13 protein-coding genes are annotated in these 16750 nt (G+C 71.9%); 4 read left to right on the plus strand and 9 right to left on the minus strand.

Annotated features, from left to right (window positions below; translation table 11 throughout):
* Window positions 1-36: 36 nt before the first annotated feature.
* On the plus strand, window positions 37-1152 hold the full coding sequence (locus tag ACH4S8_RS21920; RefSeq protein ID WP_398396446.1) for an ADP-ribosylglycohydrolase family protein: 1116 nt from the start codon (window positions 37-39) through the stop codon (window positions 1150-1152).
* Between the two features lie 32 nt (window positions 1153-1184).
* On the opposite strand, the gene ACH4S8_RS21925 is transcribed toward ACH4S8_RS21920, so the two are convergent.
* Together ACH4S8_RS21925 and ACH4S8_RS21930 are read right to left on the minus strand one after the other, a co-directional pair.
* Window positions 1185-2777, minus strand: a complete 1593-nt coding sequence (locus ACH4S8_RS21925) for a sodium:solute symporter family protein (RefSeq protein WP_398396448.1) — start codon at window positions 2775-2777, stop codon at window positions 1185-1187.
* Between the two features lie 371 nt (window positions 2778-3148).
* A complete protein-coding gene (locus ACH4S8_RS21930) occupies window positions 3149-3934 on the minus strand; it encodes an SDR family oxidoreductase (protein ID WP_398396450.1) in 786 nt (261 codons plus the stop codon).
* A 161-nt stretch (window positions 3935-4095) separates the two neighbouring features.
* Between ACH4S8_RS21930 and ACH4S8_RS21935 the strand changes: the two genes are divergently transcribed.
* Entirely contained in the window at window positions 4096-4935 is an 840-nt protein-coding gene (locus ACH4S8_RS21935; RefSeq protein WP_398396452.1) for a hypothetical protein, read from the plus strand.
* A gap of 130 nt (window positions 4936-5065) precedes the next feature.
* Here ACH4S8_RS21935 and ACH4S8_RS21940 read toward each other — a convergent pair whose 3' ends face one another.
* The 3 genes from ACH4S8_RS21940 to ACH4S8_RS21950 form a co-directional block, all read right to left on the minus strand.
* Window positions 5066-5275 (minus strand): DUF397 domain-containing protein, encoded by a 210-nt coding sequence (locus ACH4S8_RS21940; protein WP_398396454.1) that lies wholly within the window; start codon window positions 5273-5275, stop codon window positions 5066-5068.
* A gap of 282 nt (window positions 5276-5557) precedes the next feature.
* Entirely contained in the window at window positions 5558-6415 is an 858-nt protein-coding gene (locus ACH4S8_RS21945; protein WP_398396456.1) for a helix-turn-helix domain-containing protein, read from the minus strand.
* A 552-nt stretch (window positions 6416-6967) separates the two neighbouring features.
* Window positions 6968-7723, minus strand: coding sequence for a GPP34 family phosphoprotein (locus tag ACH4S8_RS21950; protein WP_398396458.1), 756 nt, complete (start codon window positions 7721-7723; stop codon window positions 6968-6970).
* A gap of 222 nt (window positions 7724-7945) precedes the next feature.
* Here ACH4S8_RS21950 and ACH4S8_RS21955 point away from each other — a divergent pair, with 222 nt between their 5' ends.
* Complete coding sequence (locus ACH4S8_RS21955; RefSeq protein WP_398396460.1) at window positions 7946-10783, plus strand: D-alanyl-D-alanine carboxypeptidase; 2838 nt, start codon at window positions 7946-7948, stop codon at window positions 10781-10783.
* Between the two features lie 203 nt (window positions 10784-10986).
* Entirely contained in the window at window positions 10987-12897 is a 1911-nt protein-coding gene (locus tag ACH4S8_RS21960; protein ID WP_398396462.1) for an MFS transporter, read from the plus strand.
* Window positions 12898-12916: 19 nt separating this feature from the next.
* On the opposite strand, the gene ACH4S8_RS21965 is transcribed toward ACH4S8_RS21960, so the two are convergent.
* From ACH4S8_RS21965 to ACH4S8_RS21980, 4 genes are all read right to left on the minus strand, one after another.
* Window positions 12917-13852: an alpha/beta fold hydrolase gene (locus ACH4S8_RS21965; RefSeq protein ID WP_398396464.1), complete on the minus strand. Its 936-nt coding sequence runs from the start codon at window positions 13850-13852 to the stop codon at window positions 12917-12919.
* 281 nt (window positions 13853-14133) lie between these two features.
* Window positions 14134-15000: a MerR family transcriptional regulator gene (locus ACH4S8_RS21970; RefSeq protein WP_398396466.1), complete on the minus strand. Its 867-nt coding sequence runs from the start codon at window positions 14998-15000 to the stop codon at window positions 14134-14136.
* Window positions 15001-15106: 106 nt separating this feature from the next.
* Window positions 15107-15613, minus strand: a complete 507-nt coding sequence (locus ACH4S8_RS21975; RefSeq protein ID WP_398396468.1) for a glutathione peroxidase — start codon at window positions 15611-15613, stop codon at window positions 15107-15109.
* Window positions 15614-15622: 9 nt separating this feature from the next.
* Entirely contained in the window at window positions 15623-16669 is a 1047-nt protein-coding gene (locus ACH4S8_RS21980; protein WP_398396470.1) for an ArsR/SmtB family transcription factor, read from the minus strand.
* Between the last annotated feature and the right edge of the window lie 81 nt (window positions 16670-16750).

Genomic DNA, 16750 nt, shown 5'->3' on the forward strand with positions numbered 1-16750 from the left:
GCTGTCGGACGTACGACAGTGCCGCAGGAGGTCTCGGTGGGTACGACAGCCGGTGCCGTCTGGGGGCGTGCGGAGCAGCAGGACTTCCGCAGCCGGGTCCGCGGGACGCTGCTGGGCGCGGCCGTCGGCGACGCGCTGGGCGCCCCGGTCGACGGGCTCTCCCTGGAGGGCATCCGGGAGGCCTACGGAGCCGAGGGCCTGGTGGGACTCGCCCCCGCGTACGGGCGGCGCGGCGCCGTCACGCATCTGACCCAGCTCGCCCTGTTCGGCGTCGACGGGCTCATCCGCGCCCAGGTGCGCCGCGACACCGGCGCCTGGCATCCGCCGTCCGACGTGCACCGCGCCTACCGCCGCTGGTCGGCCACCCAGAGCGACTGGGGGCCCGACGAGCGCCGCAAGGACGACGGCTGGCTGGCCCGCGAGGAGTGGCTCTACGCCCGCCGCGACCCGGCCAAGGCCTGTCTGCTCGGCCTCGCCGACGAGATCATGGGAACGCTGGACGCGCCCAAGAACCCCGGTGAGCAGGGCCCCGGGGCCGCCGCCCGCTCCGCGCCCTTCGGGCTGCTGGTCGGCTGGGAGCCGCAGCTCGTGATGCAGCTCGCCGTCGAGTGCGCCGCGCAGACGCACGGCCACCCCTCGGCGTACCTGACGGCGGGCGCGTACGCCGTGATCGTGCACGCGCTCGCCCGTGGCGAGAACCCCGACGCGGCCGTGCAGCAGGCTCTCGCGCTGCTGGTGACCCGCCCGGGGCACCAGCAGGTCGCCGCCGCGCTCCAGCACGCGCTGGGCGCCGTACGGCAGGGCCTGCCCTCGCCCGAGCGGGTCCAGGAGCTCGCCGTGAGCGGCATCGCCGAGGGGCCGCTCGCCGCCGCGGTGTACTGCGTGCTCGTCGGCGAGGACGTCCGGCACGCTCTGTGCCTCGCGGTGAACCACGGCGGGCCCTCCGCCGTCACCGGTGCCCTCGCGGGCGGTCTGCTGGGCGCCCTGCACGGCGAGACGGCCCTTCCGCCGGCCTGGCTGGCCGAACTGGAGGGCCGTCCCACGGTGCTGGTCCTCGCGGACGACTTCGCGATGGAGATGACCCAGGGGCCCGCGCTGCACGGGCCCGCCGGATCGTCCCCGGGCTGGCTCGCCCGCTACCCCCGCGCCTGAACCGGGCGGCGGCAGGGTCCCGGCGGCGGGCCCTAGTCCTTCACCGGCGTGCCCACCGCGCCGTCCGCCGCTCCCACCGTGCCGTCCGCCGCCTCCGCCGGTGCCGGGACCGCCGCGGCGGCCGTGCCGTCGTCGTCCGTGTTGATCAGCTCGATGACCGCGTCCCGCTCCGGGGTGTCCTCGGGCCGCAGGAAGCCGATGAGGACGTACAGGACGAGGGAGATGACCATCGGGACGGAGACCTGGTACTCCAGCTTCACGTCCGTGCGCTGCGAGAAGTCCAGGTGGTAGTTGACGAAGAAGAAGGCGAGCAGGCCGCAGGCCCAGCTGGTCAGTGCCGCCGTCGGCCCGGACTTACGGAACGGCCGCAGCAGGCCCAGGATGAACGGGATCGCGATCGGTCCCATCAGGCCCGCCACCCACTTGATGACGACGGTGATGATGTCCTTGAACGTGGGGGAGTTGACCTGGGTCGCCACCGCCATGGAGAAGCCGAGGAAGGCGACGGTGGTGACACGGCCCGCGATGAGCCCCGAGCGGGTGTCCCAGGCGCGCGCGGCCCGGGAGAACACCGGCATCACGTCCCGGGTGAACACGGCCGAGATGGCGTTCGCGTCCGAGGAGCACATGGCCATCGTGTGCGAGAAGAACCCGACGACGACCAGTCCCAGCAGGCCGTGCGGCAGGAGCTGTTCGGTCATCAGGCCGTAGGCGTCCGAGCCGTCCGGCTTCTGCGCCGTGACCAGGAGCGGCGAGAGCCACATCGGGATGAACAGGATCACCGGCCACACGAACCACAGACCGGCGGACAGCAGCGCCGACCGCGTGGCCTCCTTGGCGCTTCCGGTCGCCATGTAGCGCTGGGCCTGGTTCCACATGCCGCCGTTGTACTCGAACAGCTTGATGAACAGGTACGCGATGAAGAACACCGTCAGGTACGGGCCCGCGAACCCGTCCCCGTGACCGTGCAGCTTCGGCGAGTCCAGCGCCTTGGACAGGCCGCCCTGGTCGGAGATCTTGTTCAGCACGATGACCAGCATCGACAGACCGGCCAGCAACTGGATGACGAACTGGCCGAGTTCGGTCAGCGCGTCCGCCCACAGGCCGCCGATCGTGCAGTACACGGCCGTGATGCCGCCGGTGATGATGATGCCCTGGGTGAGCGAGACCCCCGTGAAGACGCTGAGCAGGGTGGCGATGGCCGCCCACTTCGCGCCGACGTCCACGATCTTCAGCAGGATGCCGGACCACGCCAGCGCCTGCTGGGTCGGCACGTTGTAGCGGTCCTTGAGGTATTCGAGGGGTGAGGCGACGTGCAGTCGTGAGCGCAGCCGGTTGAGCCTCGGCGCGAAGGCCTTGGCGCCGATGGCCACACCGATGGCGATGGGCAGCGCCCAGGTGACGTACGAGGTGATGCCGTAGGTGTACGCGATGCCGGCGTAGCCGGTGAACATCACCGCGCTGTAGCCCGACATGTGGTGCGAGATGCCGGACAGCCACCACGGCATCTTGCCGCCCGCGGTGAAGAAGTCGCTGACATCGTCCACACGTTTGTGGGACCAGACGCCGATCGCGGTCATCACGCCGAAGTACGCGACCAGGACGGCCCAGTCGAGACCGTTCATGTGCCCCCTCCAGGGGTCCGCCTTGTGAACCTGCAGATACCGGACGGCACTTCGCCAGTACGCATGGCTCCCCCTGCTCGGGCGAGGCCGGCAGGGGGGAGGGCGGCGCCCCCGTGCGGGAGCGGGGACTTCGGGGATTGAACCGCTGGTCCGACCGGCCGGTCAAGACCTCGCGCGGTCATGGATATGAACGCAGATCAGAAAGCAGAACGATTTTGCCTCCACTTTACCCACCGGGCGGTTGTCGTGCTCGTGACGTGGACCACACCATGAGCGGGCACTTCGTCAGACCCACAGCAGCAAGGACGAGTCGACAGCTGTACGGGATGCGGGTCCCGTGCGCCTGGGAGAGGGGCCGCCGGCCGCACCGCCTACCGCATGATCTCGCCCGCGTTCACCAGCAGGGACTGTCCGGTGATCGCCCGCGCCCGGTCGGACGCCAGGAACACCGCGGCGTCCGCGACGTCCCCGTCCGTGGCCAGCTCGGGCAGGGCCATCCGCTCGGTGAGCCGCTTCAGGACGTCGGCCTCGGGCACCTGCTCGGTGTACGCCGTGAACTGCACGTAGGCCTCGACGGGCGGGCCCCACATCCAGCCGGGCAGCACGGTGTTGACCCGTATCCGGTACGGGCCGAGCTCGCGCGCCAGGGAGTACATCGCGCTCGTCAGCGCGCCCTTCGAGGCCGCGTACGCCGCCTGGCGCACCTGGCTCGGCGCCGCGACCGACGACTGCGTGCCGATGACGACGACCGACCCGCCGCGCTCCTTCAGCGCGGGCAGGCAGGCGCGGGTCATCCGCAGCGTGCCGAGCAGGTTCACGTCGATGACCGACCGCCAGGTCGCGAAGTCGGCGTCCTCCAGGCCGCCGAAGTAGCTGTCCCAGGCGGCGACGTGGACCACCGCGTCGATCCGGCCGAAGCGTTCGGCGGCGAGGGCCGCGAGGGCCTCGCACTGCCCCTCGTCGGTGATGTCCGTCGCGCGGAACGCCGTGTGCGTGCCGTCCGGGTCCAGTTCGGCCGCCGCCTTGGCGAGGTTGGCCTCCGTGCGCGCCCCGAGCACCGCGTTGCCCCCGTCGCGCACCACGGCCGCCGCGACCTGATGGCCGAGCCCGGCTCCGACACCCGACACCACCACGGTCCTGCCGTCGAGCAGTGACATGCGAGGCCTCCCCTTGTCGTGGCCCGGCCGGTCCGCGGCGCGAGGGTCCGGCCCACTCGCCGCGACGCGACTCTGGCGCATTGTCTGACGGGGCGTCAGAGTATGGGCGTCCGGCGGAGGAAGGAAGTCCCGCGCACGTTCCACCGAGGAAGGGGATCGTCATGTCGGAGGAGACCCGCAGTCAGACCTACGCGGAACTGGCCGCCCTCGGCCCGTACGGCGTCCGCCCGGGCCACGCCCTGATCACCCTGGTCGAACCGCACCCGGGCCACGAGTACGCCTACAACCGCTGGTACGAGGACGACCACTACTACGCGGGCGCGATGGCCATGCCCTGGATGTACGCCGGGCGCCGCTGGGTCGCCACCCGTGACCTCCAACTGCTGCGCTACCCCGAGAAGTCGGCGGTCGCCCAGCCGGTCACCGCGGGCTGCTACATCTCCACCTACTGGGTCACCGAAGGCCGCTACGACGACCACATGAAGTGGACCGTCGGCATCAACCGGCGGCTGAACCGCGACGGCCGCGTCTACCAGGACCGTACGCACGTCTTCACGGCCTTCCAGGACCACGAGGCCACCGTCTACCGCGACGGCGCCGCGGGCCCCCGCGACTTCCACGCCCTCGACCACCCCTACGCCGGTCTCGTGGTCGAGGTCATCGACGCCGAATCCGCCGCCCAGCGCGCCGAGTTGCTGGAATGGCTGCGCTCCCGCCACCTCCCCGGGCGCCTCGCGGGCTCACCCGCCGCCCTCGTCACCGTCTTCCGGCCGACCCCGCTCCCCGGCGACCGCATGACCTATGTGAAGCAGGTCGAGGGCGTGGACACCCGGCTGACGCTGCTGTGGTTCCTGCAGGAGGATCCGCGCGACTGCTGGGAGAGGCACTTCACGGGCCTGGACGAGGCGGTGGCCGAATCCGGGCTGGGCCGGGTGGAGTTGGTGGCCCCCTTCATCCCCACGGTCCCGGGAACGGACACCTACGTGGACCGCCTGCGCTGAAGAAGGGGTGCCCCGCGAACCGAGCGGGAGAACGGGGCGGAGGAAGTGATGCAGCCCTCTCGGCCAGGACGGCGGGCCGGACGAGAGGGCTCTGTCGGTGGAACGTATGAAGGTGTTCCGGCCACAGGGGTCAGACGAGGTCGGACGCTCCGCGGCTCACCTCGGTGACGAAGGCGTTCCAGGCGTCCGCGGGAAAGGCGAGGGTGGGGCCGGCGGGGACCTTGGAGTCCCGAACGGCCATCGCCGCGACAACCGGGGACTTGACCTCGACGCAGGCGCCGTTGCCGGTGGAGTAGGAAGACTTGGTCCAGGTGTCGTTGGCGCCCTGCTGAATTGCCATGATCGCTCCAGAGAACTGTCGTACGTCGATGAGTTGCCGCCACCGGGCCGCCGGCGCGCTGTCACCGGACTGCGGATCCGTCAGGGAACCCGCAGTCCGGATTGCGCCAACGTCATTGCCCGATGGCGTGATCGACGCTACTCGCCAACATCGGCTGACGAAGCGACTATTCACTCGACTGGATGGCATATTCCATAGGGGTCTTCCGCGTTTGGACGGTAACGGTGTAGGGTCCGGCCGCTCATCGACGGGGGCACCCTCGCGGGGCCGCCCCCGTGCCGGTCAGCGCGCGTACTCCTTCGCGATGTCCGCGATGAACTGGCGCGAGTGCTCCACGTTCAGGGCCTGGGCCCGCAGGTGCTCGTACATCACGCTGTACTTCTGGACGTCGTTCGCCTTCTCCAGGTACAGGTCGCTGGTCACGCCCTCGATGTAGACGACGCTGGAGTCGGCCGCGTCGGGGAACTCCAGGATCGCGTACTGGCCGTTGAGGCCCGGGTGCGCTCCCATGTCGAAGGGGATCACCTGCACGGTGACGTGCGGCAGCTGGGACTGCTCGACGAGGTACTCCAGCTGTTCGCGCATCAGCGCGCGGTTGCCGACGGCGCGGCGCAGGGCGGATTCGTCGAGGACGGTCCACAGGCGCAGCGGGTTGTCGGGGGCGGAGATTCGTTCCTGCCGCTTCATCCGCACCTGGACGCGCTTGTCGATGTCGGCGGGCGCGGTCTCCGGCAGCGCCCCCGCGATCAGTGCCTCGGCGTACTGCCGGGTCTGCAGCAGGCCCGGGACGACCTGCGGGTCGTACACGCGCAGGCTCGCGGCGTCGGTCTCCAGACCGATGTAGACGCTGTACGGGATGTCGCCGAAGGAGTGCCACCAGCCCTGCTGGCGCGAGTCCTTGGCCATCTGCATCAGCGAGTCGACGATCCGGTGGTCCTCGACCTCGTAGACCCCGCACAGATCGCGGACGTCGCGCTGGCTGATACTGCGTCTGCCGTTCTCCAGGCGGCTGATCTTCGACTGGGAGACGAGCAGGCGCTCGGCGACCTCTTCGGCCGTCATGCCCTTGAGTTCGCGGAGCCGCCGAAGCTCCTGGCCCAGCCGGCGTCGCCGGACGGTGGGATTGACACTTGACGCCACGGGACGTGCACCTCCGGCTACGGGCCTGTACTTTGCGTATCTGCTGTTGAGCAGATTGCCACCAAGGTGCTTTCTACCGCTGGGAAACGGCGTATATGCGCCGGGTGGGCGCAAGTTCGCAGATTCGGCGTGTATCCCCGGCGGCAGGCTGTCGTCGCGGCCCCGCGAACTCCCTTCGGGGACAGGAGAGATCACCGCCGGGAGCCGGTGGACCGCCGCCGGTTCCGGGCGATCGCCGCCGCACGGACCGCCGTCGCGCGGACGCGGTCCCCTCGGAGGCGGGCTTCTCCCCGGACGCGGTCGCGCCGGATGCGGTCGCGCGGGGCGGCCGGGACCGTGCCGTCGTCCGGACGTACGGTCCCAGCCACCCCGCGCGAGCCTGCGGCTCCCGAACCGGATCATGGGGACTGCGGTGCGGCGCTGGGTCTTACGGTGGTGCTGGCGGTGCTGGCGGTGCTGGCGGTGCTGGCCGTGCAGGTGCGAGCGGTGCGGGTGACGCGTGCCACGGGTGCTGCCGGCGGTGCTCGACGCGGGCCGCCGTGGGCTCGCGGCTCAGTGCGCCACGGCGCGCGCCATCGAACCGTGGCGCGGCTGCATCGGAACACCGCGTGCGGTCTCCGGTGCGGACCTGACCCCGGCGGTGGCCGGACGGCCTGCCGGTGCCGGGTTGCGGCGCGGCTGCGCCGCCACACCGCTCTGAACGTCCATCACGGCGTGCGCCACGAGGCCGCCCATGGGGTCGTGCCTGATCAGGTCCCGCAGCCGGGACCGGGACGATCGTCCCTCGTTCCCCGGATACAGGTGCTTGCCGAGACCGACCGCGTGGGCCAGTGCGGCGAGCGCCGCGGTCCGCGGGTCCGGCGGTACGCCGGTGCGGATCGCGTTGTCCAGCCGGGCTCGGATCTCCCGGCTGATGTCCGTGTCCGTCGCTTGGTAGCGAGTCGTCGGAAGCACCCCGCACATCTGGCCTGCCACGGCATGGACCATGCCGCACCTCTCCAGATGCGAGAGGTAGGTCTGGCGAAGCCCCAGGCGGGGTCCGCCGATCCAGTTGACCGCGCGTACGGGTGCTCCGCGTCGGCGAAGGAGTTCCAACGCACAGTCCAGTGTCGGATCTCCGGTCGGCCGTGGCACCACCACGGCGATACGATCCCCGTCTGGGGCTATCCGTCCGGCCAGCGCCAGCTCCACTAGCTGTGCTCCGGCCAGACCGAGGTCGAGCGACTGCGGCTGCGCGGTGGTACCCGTGGTCGGGTCCAACGCCAGCAGCAGAAGCTCCTCCGGAATTGTTCTGCGGCTCTTGCCCATCCATGCCTCCCCGCGTGGATGAATGACAGGGTGACCCCTCTCACATTGGTCTGTCGAGAGCACGTGACCGGAATATGAGGGAACCGGCAGGTATGTCGTTCTCGTCTACCGCAAGAGTCGAGCCCTCGCACAGGACACTGGTACATGGTTCGGGCAGCGGTGTCCGGGCGGCGGTTCAAGGGTTTGACGGTTCGTTTTCGGTGCGCGGAGGGCGCGCGCCGCATGGAGGAGGCATCGGTGGCGGGCGAGTCCCCCGACAGGTCGAAGCAGCACGAGTCGTCGGCGTCGTCGGCAGAAGCGACGCCGGTGACCCCGGCGTCGGTTCCCGGTCCGGCGCGGGCGGGCGCGCAGGCGTCGGCCCAGAGCTCGGCTCCGGCCGACCCCAGGATGGCGATGGCCCGGGAGAGGGCCGCCACGGTACGGGTGGATCAGGCGACGGCGGTGTTCTCCACGAAGGCGCTGTCGGAGGAGGGCTCCCGCACGGCGGGCGCCTCCCGTACGGCGGAGCCGGAGCGGATCTCCGAGTCCGCCGACGACGACGGCGCGTCGGGGACCAAGAACGTCGAGGGCGACACCCGGCTGCGTGCGGCGGTGGCCGCGTGGGTCGCCGGCTCGGACGAGCCCGCTCCGGCGGACTCGGCCGACACCGACGCCGAGGCAGGCTCCGCGGACGCTGACGGGCCCGAGGACGGCGACGACGCCACGGACGACGCCGGGACCACCGACGGCGGCGCCGAGGGGTCCGACGCGGACACGGACGGCGCACGGGCCGCCGGTGAGGCCGAGGACGGCGACGCCGCGGCGGAGCCCGCCGACGAGCCGGGTGAGCCCGCGACGGCCGAGGACGCGCCCGAGGCGTCGTCCGAGGACCCTGACGCCTCCGAGGCCGTCGACGTGGCGTCCGGCACGGACGAGGCCGCCGACCACGCTTCCGGCCGCGACATCGATATCGACACCGACGAGGACTCCGACGAGGACCCCGGGTCCGGCCGGGAGCCGGAGGCCGCCTCCGACGGGACTCCCGCGGACGACGAGCCCGCGTCCGAGGACGAGCCCGAGCCGGCGGACGAGCCGGCGGACGAGCCCGCGTCCGCGGACGAGAGCGAGGACGAACCCGAGGACGCGCCCGAGGGCCGGCTCGACAGCGTCCCCGACTCCTCCGACGAGATCTCGGACACCCCGGAGGACGAGATCTCGGACACGGTGTCCGACGAGCCCTCCGACGCGAAGCCCGACGAGGACTCCGCCCCCGAGCCCGCCGTCGATCAGCCCACCGCCGTCTTCAAGACCCCGCGCCGCCCCGCCGTGGACCAGCCCACCACCATGCTCAAGCTGGGCGGCGCCACCCGGAAGCCGGCCGACGAGAAGCCCGGTGACAAGCCCGCGGACAAGCCGGCCGAGCAGTCCGGTGACAAGCCCGCGGGCACTTCCGGCGTGCGCACCAGCAAGTTCGTCCCCCTCAACCGGCTCGACGACTTCGCCCCTGCGCGCCCGAAGCCCGAGCCCGACCCCGAGCCCGCCGCGAAGCCGGAACCGGCCCCGAAGCCCGAGCCGACCGCGAAGCCCGAGCCCGCCGCGAAGCCCGAGCCCGCCGCCAGGCCCAAGTGGGCCGCGAAGTCCGAGCAGACCGCGGCGCCCGTGTCCGCCCCGAAGCCCGAGCGCACCGCGGCGCCGGCGCCCGCCCCGAAGCCGGTCGACAGACCCGCGGCGGCCACCGCGGCCATCCCGCAGGTCGGCCCCGAGCGCACCACCCAGCTGCCGCTTCCGCCGAAGCCCCCACTGGACCTGCTCGCCGAGCTGACGAACACCCCGCCGCCGCCGCAGACCCCGGTCCGCACCCTCGTGCGGCGGGTCAAGATCTGGACGCCGCTGGTCCTGCTGCTCGTGGTGATCTTTGCAGTCGCGCAGGCTTTCCGCCCGCTGCCGGCCCCGTCCCTCGCGCTCAGCGCCGACAGCACGTACACCTTCGGCGGCGGCACCCTCGACCTGCCCTGGCCCGGTCAGGGCCAGTCCGCGATCGAGGTGGACGGCGTGGGCAGCCTCGGGACCGACGGCAAGCAGGCCCCCGCTCCCACGGCGAGCGTCGCCAAGATCATGACGGCGTACGTGATCCTTCAGGAGCACCCGCTGAAGGGGAACGGGGACGGCGAGAAGATCACCGTCGACCAGCAGGCCGAGGACGAGTCGAAGCTGCCGGACGAGTCGACGGCGCGGATGACGAAGGGCCAGCAGTTCACCGAGCGCCAGATGCTCCAGATGCTGATGATCCCCTCGGGCAACAACGTGGCGCGGCTGCTGAGCCGCTGGGACTCCGACGCCGAGAGCTTCGTCGCCAAGATGAACGCCGCGGCCAAGGACCTCGGCATGACGAACACCACGTACACGGACCCGAGCGGTCTGCAGAAGACGACGGTCAGCACGGCCACCGACCAGGTCAAGCTGGCCAAGGAGGTCATGAAGAACGACGTCTTCCGCAGCATCGTCGGCATGGCCAAGGCGGACATCCCGGGGCTGCCCGGCACGATCTACAACAACAACGACCTGCTGGTGAAGCAGGTCGGCGTGATCGGTCTGAAGACCGGTTCGTCGACGCCCGCCGGCGGCAACCTGGTGTGGGCCGCGACCAAGGTCGTGGACGGCAAGACGCAGACGATCTACGGCGCGGTGATGAACCAGAACGCCCACACCGGCAAGCTCTGGGACAGCCTCCAGCTGGCGATCGCGAACAGCCAGAAGCTGATCGACAAGGTCCAGAAGAGCCTGATCACCGCCACCGTGGTGAAGAAGGGCCAGGTCGTCGGGTACGTGGACGACCAGCTCGGTGGCCGGACCCCGGTCGTCGCCACCAAGAACATGACCGCGATCGGCTGGCCCGGCCTGAAGACGAAGCTGAGCATCGGCCAGGGCAAGTCGGCCGTGCCGCACACCGGCAAGGCGGGCACGGTCGTCGGCGAGCTGCGGGTCGGCGACGGTTCCAGCGAGGCCGTACGGATTCCGGTCGCGCTCCGGTCGGACCTCGCCGAGCCCGGCTTCGGCGCGAAGCTGACCCGCGTCGGCTGAGCGCACGCGCACACCGGTGACGTACACGCGCACGCACCGGTGACGTACGACGGGGAGCGGCACGCGCACCGCACTCCGCCGGACGGCGCCCCACTCGGGGCGCCTCCGGCGGAGTGCGTGCTAGCGTCGCGCTAATCGGGGCTGCTCGCGAGCCGCGGGTCCCGGCCCATGACGGACCCACGGGACACGGGGAGAACCTTGCAGTGGCGACAGCGGAGCCGACACACGCCGACGACGCCGACGCGGGCCAGGGAACGGGCCCGCGAATACCGCCGTACGCAGACACCCGCGAAGCGGTCCGCGACGTAGCGGCGGCCGCGGACCCGGGTGCCGATCCGGGCGCGGACCCTGCCCCGAGCGCGGGCGCTCCCGACGAGACCCCGCCGGCCGAGCGTGCCGTGGCCGCGCTCCGCGACCTCCTCCGCCGCGCCCCCGCCCTCTCCTTCACCGCCTTCGCCGGCGTGCTCCACATCGTGTGGTTCTTCACGTTCGCGAACAGCGGGGGTGACCTGGCGGCGCAGGACGCGTGGGCGGAGTTCGTCGGCCGGCACCCGGACTCGGCGTACAACCTCGCCTGGTACGGCGGAATGCACCCGGTCTCCTACAGCGTGGTGTCGCCGTACCTGATGTCGGTGCTCGGCGTCCGGACGACGATGATGATCGCCGGGACCGTCTCGGCCGGTCTGCTGACGATGATCCTCGTCCGCAGCCGAGCCGTCCGGAACCCGGTCGCCACGTCGCTCGCGGGTGTCTTCGCGCTGCTCTGCAACGCCATCTCGGGCCGGGTGACGTACGGCCTCGGCACGGCGTTCGCGCTCGGCGCGGTCGCCGTCGTCTTCTGCTGGCCCCACCGCTGGCGCTACAAACGCTGGGCGAAGGCCCTGTGCGCGGCGCCGCTCGCCGCGCTCGCGACGGCCGCCTCACCGGTCGCCGGACTGTTCGTGGGCCTGCTGGCCGTGGCCCTGTTCCTGCAGAAGCGACGGCCCGGCGCCTACGCGCTGGGCATCGCCCCGACGGTCGTGGTCGGGCTCTCGGCCCTGCTGTTCCCCTTCTCGGGAACCCAGCCGATGACGTTCTTCTCGGTCATCCTGCCGTTCGGGTCCGCCGCCGCGGTGTACTACCTGGTCCCCAAGGAGTGGACGACCGTAAGGATCACGGCGGCGGTGTACGGCCTCTCCGTGCTCCTCGTCTGGCTGATCAGCTCCCAGATCGGCTCGAACATCACGCGCCTGGCGATGCTGTTCGCGGGCGTCGCCCTGATCGCCGCGCTGCCCTTCACCGTCCCGAAGTCACGCCGGTGGTACGGCATCGTCCTCTCCTTCGCCGTGTTCACCGGATGGATCGGCGTCAAGACGGTCGACGACATCATCCACACGACCCCGGCGGCGTCCTGGGCGCGCGAGCTGGCCCCGCTCGTCCACCAGCTCCAGCTCGCGGACGCCGAGAAGGGCCGCGTCGAGGTGGTCCCCGCCCGCTCGCACCGCGAGGCGTCCGCCCTCGCTCCCTACGTGAACCTCGCCCGCGGCTGGAACCGCCAGGCCGACATGGAGCGCAACCCGCTCTTCTACGACGACACGCTCAACTCCGCGAACTACCACGAATGGCTGCAGCGCTGGGCCATCCACTACGTCGTGCTGCCCAAGGGCGAACCGGACGGCGACGGCGGGAAGCGCGAACGTGAACTCGTCCAGCGGGGCATGCCCTACCTGCGGCAGATCTGGGGCGACGCCAACTGGCAGCTGTTCACCGTCACGGACCCCACCCCGCTCGCCGAGCCGCACGCCGTGGTCGATCTGGCGGAGCAGGGCGAGATGACCATCGAGGTGAAGGAGGCGGGCCGCATCCTCATCCGCATCCCGTACTCGCCCTGGCTGAGCATCGTCGACGAGAAGGGCAAGAGCCTCAAGGCGCCCCAGGAGACGAAGGCCTCGAAGCGCCGTACGGACGGCACCCCGAAGACGTACGACAACCTCAACGGCTGTCTGACGCCGACGGAGGAGACCGCGGCGGGCGACACCTGGACGGAACTGCTCGCCCCGAAGCCGGGCACCTACCGGCTCGCGGCGCCGTACCAGCTCCCCCGGGGGACCCCGTGCCCGGAGGAGCTGCGCTGAGTCCCGGGCCCCTGCCGTCCTAGAACCGCTCGAACGGCCCGCAGTACGGCAGGCCGGAGTCCTCCGGCCTGCCGTCGCGGAAGAAGCGGACGAGCAGATCGCAGAAGTCCTGGGGCCGCTGGAGATGGGCCAGATGGCCGCACTCCGTGATCGTGGTGAACCACGCGCCCGGCAGGTCCGCCGCCACCGCGCGGGCCATGTCGGGCGTGGCGAGCGTGTCGTGCTCGCCGGTGAACACGAGGTACGGGACGGCGGGGACGGGCGCCCGCCGGTACCACTCGTGGGCCAGCAGCCGCCGGTTCCGCTCGACCATCACGGTGATGTCGCGCGGGCTCTGCGCGGCGAACTGCCGGTACATCAGCCGGGTCAGCGCGGCGTGCTTGCGCACGGTGCGGTCGCCGGGCGGCGGTACGAAGCACCGGACGAACTCCTCGGCGGTCTCCTCGACGCGCCCCTCCTCCAGCAGCCGGACCCACCCCACGGTCGCCTCGGCGAACCAGCGCGGAATGTGGTCCGACATCCCCTGCACGGCGATCCGGCGCAGCAGGTGCGGATACCGCTGGGCGAGCCGGAGCCCGACCGCCGCGCCGTAGCACCCCGCGTACAGGTTCACCGGTCCGAGCCCGATCTCGCGCAGCATGTGGCCCGCGCACTCGGCCAGGAAGTCGATCCCGTGCTCGACGGGCAGGAAGTCCGCGTCCCCGAACCCGGGCAGGTCCACCGTGACGACGGTCCCGAGCTCCCCGAGCCACCGCTCGTGCCGCATCCACGAGTACCGCGTCTGGTCCGACCCGCCGAGCACGAGCAGCGGCTCGGTGACCGGGGCACCGTGCCGGGCGATCCGCGCGGTGTACGCGTAGCCCTTCCACGAGAGCCGGTACTCCGCCACTTCCGTGACTGCCCCGCCTCCCGGCGCCGGGACGAGAGCAGGGACCGAGGAAGCGACAGAAGGCACAGCGAACTCCCGGGAGGGGACGAGACCACCGAAACTCCCCACTCGTACACGGCTCCCGGGTGCACCGCCCGCAATGTCACACGAAGGTGGGCGCTGCAGTGCGCGAAGTGGCCGCCGCACCACACGAAGGGGGGCGCGGCAGCCACGGCACGCCGTCGCCTCACCGCGGGGAGCGCGCCGCGGATCCGGCCCGAACCGCACCCCACCGCGGCCGGGCCGGTCACGTCACCTCGGCGTGCGGCCGGGCCGGTCACCGCACCCCGACCGTGCGGCCGGCCCGGTCACCTCACCGGGAACGCCACGTCGCACACCGGGTCCCCGGGCCCCGCCGCGTCCCAGTCGGCGAAGTAGATCTCCCGGCACGGGCCGTCGACGGACAGCCCCCGCTCGGCGGCCCAGTGCTCCACCGCCTCGAAGGCGGCGAGGATCTGCGGGTGGGCGACCTGGGCCTTGGTGATGCGGACGAAGGCGATGCTCCGGGCCGGTTCGACACGGACCGCGGCCCCGGTGGCCCGGCCCTGCCGCTCCGCCCAGGCGCGTGCCGCGGCCTCGTCGGCGACCGGCACGCACGCCTCCGCCGGACCGTCGCTCTCCATGCCGACCTCGGCGTGGTACACGACGAACGGCGGCCCGGTGACGCCCCCGGCCTCCCGGGCACCCTCCTCCAGCCGGCCCAGTGCGCCGGGGATCCACACCGGCAGCTCGGGTGCCAGGACGTGCCGCCTCTCGGCCAGCACGACCTGCTCGGGCACCTCGGTGGTCTCGACGGCGAACTTCTCGTACATCTCGCGACTCCTCCCGGAAAGACGTCCACGGAGGTAGTCGGCGAGCGCCCGCTGCGAGGCGAACCGGGCCTCGGCACCGTCCCAGTACGCGGCGAGCAGCTCGGTCGCCTGTGGGCCGGGCGACTCCACCACGTCCGCGATCCGCGCCAGCGGCATGTCCAGCTGGCGCAGCAGCGCGACGAGCCGGGCCCGTTCGGTCTGCCCGGCGCGGTAGTAGCGGTAGCCGCTGACCTCGTCGACGTACGCCGGGGCCAGCAGCCCCAGCCGGTCGTACAGCCGCAGCGCCTTCGCCGACAGCCGCGCCCGCGAGGCGAACGCGCCGATGGTGAGCAGGTCCTTGTCCACCCTGTCATCCTCCGTCACCGGGCGCCTTCCGCCCGGTGACAGGGACGCTCCCCCTTGCCCCAGGGGCAAGGTCAACGCCGGGAGCTCAGGAGCCCGGAAGCCCAGGAGCCCGAGAGCCCGGGTGTCAGCCGATGGCCTTCTCGACCGCGGCGACGAGTTCGGCCGACTCCGGCTCGGTCTGCGGCGAGAAGCGGCCGACGACGCTGCCGTCGCGCCCGATCAGGAACTTCTCGAAGTTCCAGCGGATGTCGCCGGAGTGCCCCTCGGCGTCGGCGGTCTCCACGAGGTGCCCGTACAGCCCGTGCCGCGCGTCACCGTTCACCTCGACCTTCTCGGTCATCGGGAAGGTCACGCCGTAGGTCGCGGAGCAGAACTCGGCGATCTCCTCGGAGCTGCCGGGCTCCTGGCCGAGGAACTGGTTGCAGGGCACGCCGAGGACGGTGAAGCCCTGGTCGGCGTAGCGTGCGTGCAGCCGCTCGAGGCCGGCGTACTGCGGGGTCAGCCCGCACTTGGAGGCCACGTTCACGATGAGGACGGCCTTGCCCGCGTACTGGGACAGGTCGGCGGAACCGCCCTGGAGGGCCCCGATCTCGACGTCGAGCACGGAGGAAGCGGTGTTGTCAGTAGTCATAAGCGGATGCTAACTCCGGTAGGTGGCCGCCTTGCCGGTCCCGCCGGTCCGCTCCCCGGTCCCGGCCGGCAATTCCCGTGCGCCGGACAGGTCCTGGCGCTGCGCTGTGACGAGCACCTCACCGGCGGCCGTCCGCGAGTACAGCACCGACCGCCCCGCCCGCCGCCGCTCCACCAGCCGCGCGTCCAGCAGCACCCGCAGATGGCGGCCGACCGACCCCAGACCCTGCCCGGTCACGGCGACCAGCTGACTGGTGGACAGCGGTGAGTCCAGGCGGACGAGGACACCGGCCCGGGCCGTCCCGAGCAGCGCCCCGAGACTCTCCGGAACCACCGAGGCCCCCGCGTCGGCCAGCGCTCCCGAGCACGGGTAGACCACGGCGTACCGGCGGGACTCCTCCCAGGACACCCATCCGGCCTTCGGCGTGACGGGGACGAAGACGAGCTGGGCGCCGGAGATCTCGCGCGGCGGGTACTCGTGCAGGTTCACCTGGAGCCGGTTGCCGCCGAGCCAGCGCGTCCCGGGGCGCAGCCCGTCCAGCGCCGCCGCCCAGCCGCCCTGGCCCAGCCGCGCGGTCCGCGCCACCACATCGGCCTCCAGGACCCGCCGCCGCCGCTCCCAGTCCGGCCGTACGGACTCCTCCCACACGGCGGTGAGCAGCGCCGCGGCCCGCTCGGGCAGATCGTCACGGTCCGCGAGCGCGGCGGGCAGCGGACCGCCCACCGAGCGCAGGAGATGGCCGCGGGCCTCCCCGGGCGGGACCTCCCGCACCCGGGCGACCTCGGTCTCGAAGGTCTCGTCGCCGTACGGGGTGGGGGTGAGGAAGTCGGCGATCCACTCCCGCCCGAGCCCGCACCGCACGAGCAGCGCGGTGACCGGGTCGGCGGCCAGCCGCCCGCGGTACACCGGCAGATGGACGTCCAGCCAGGCGCGTTCACCGGGGTGCGTGGCGGTGTCCGCGTGCAGCAGCTTCAGACACGCGAACGTCTCGGCGAGCGGCGACAGCGCGAAACGGCTCCCCGCGAGGGTGTCGGCGTTCACCTGCCACCAGCCCATGCCCGTCCCCTTCCCGCCCCTGACGTCTCCGGCCCCCTGAGGTCTCCGGCCCCCTGACGTTTCGCGCCTGTGCGAAACAAT

Source organism: Streptomyces sp. NPDC021080 (assembly GCF_044333225.1).
GTDB lineage: Bacteria > Actinomycetota > Actinomycetes > Streptomycetales > Streptomycetaceae > Streptomyces.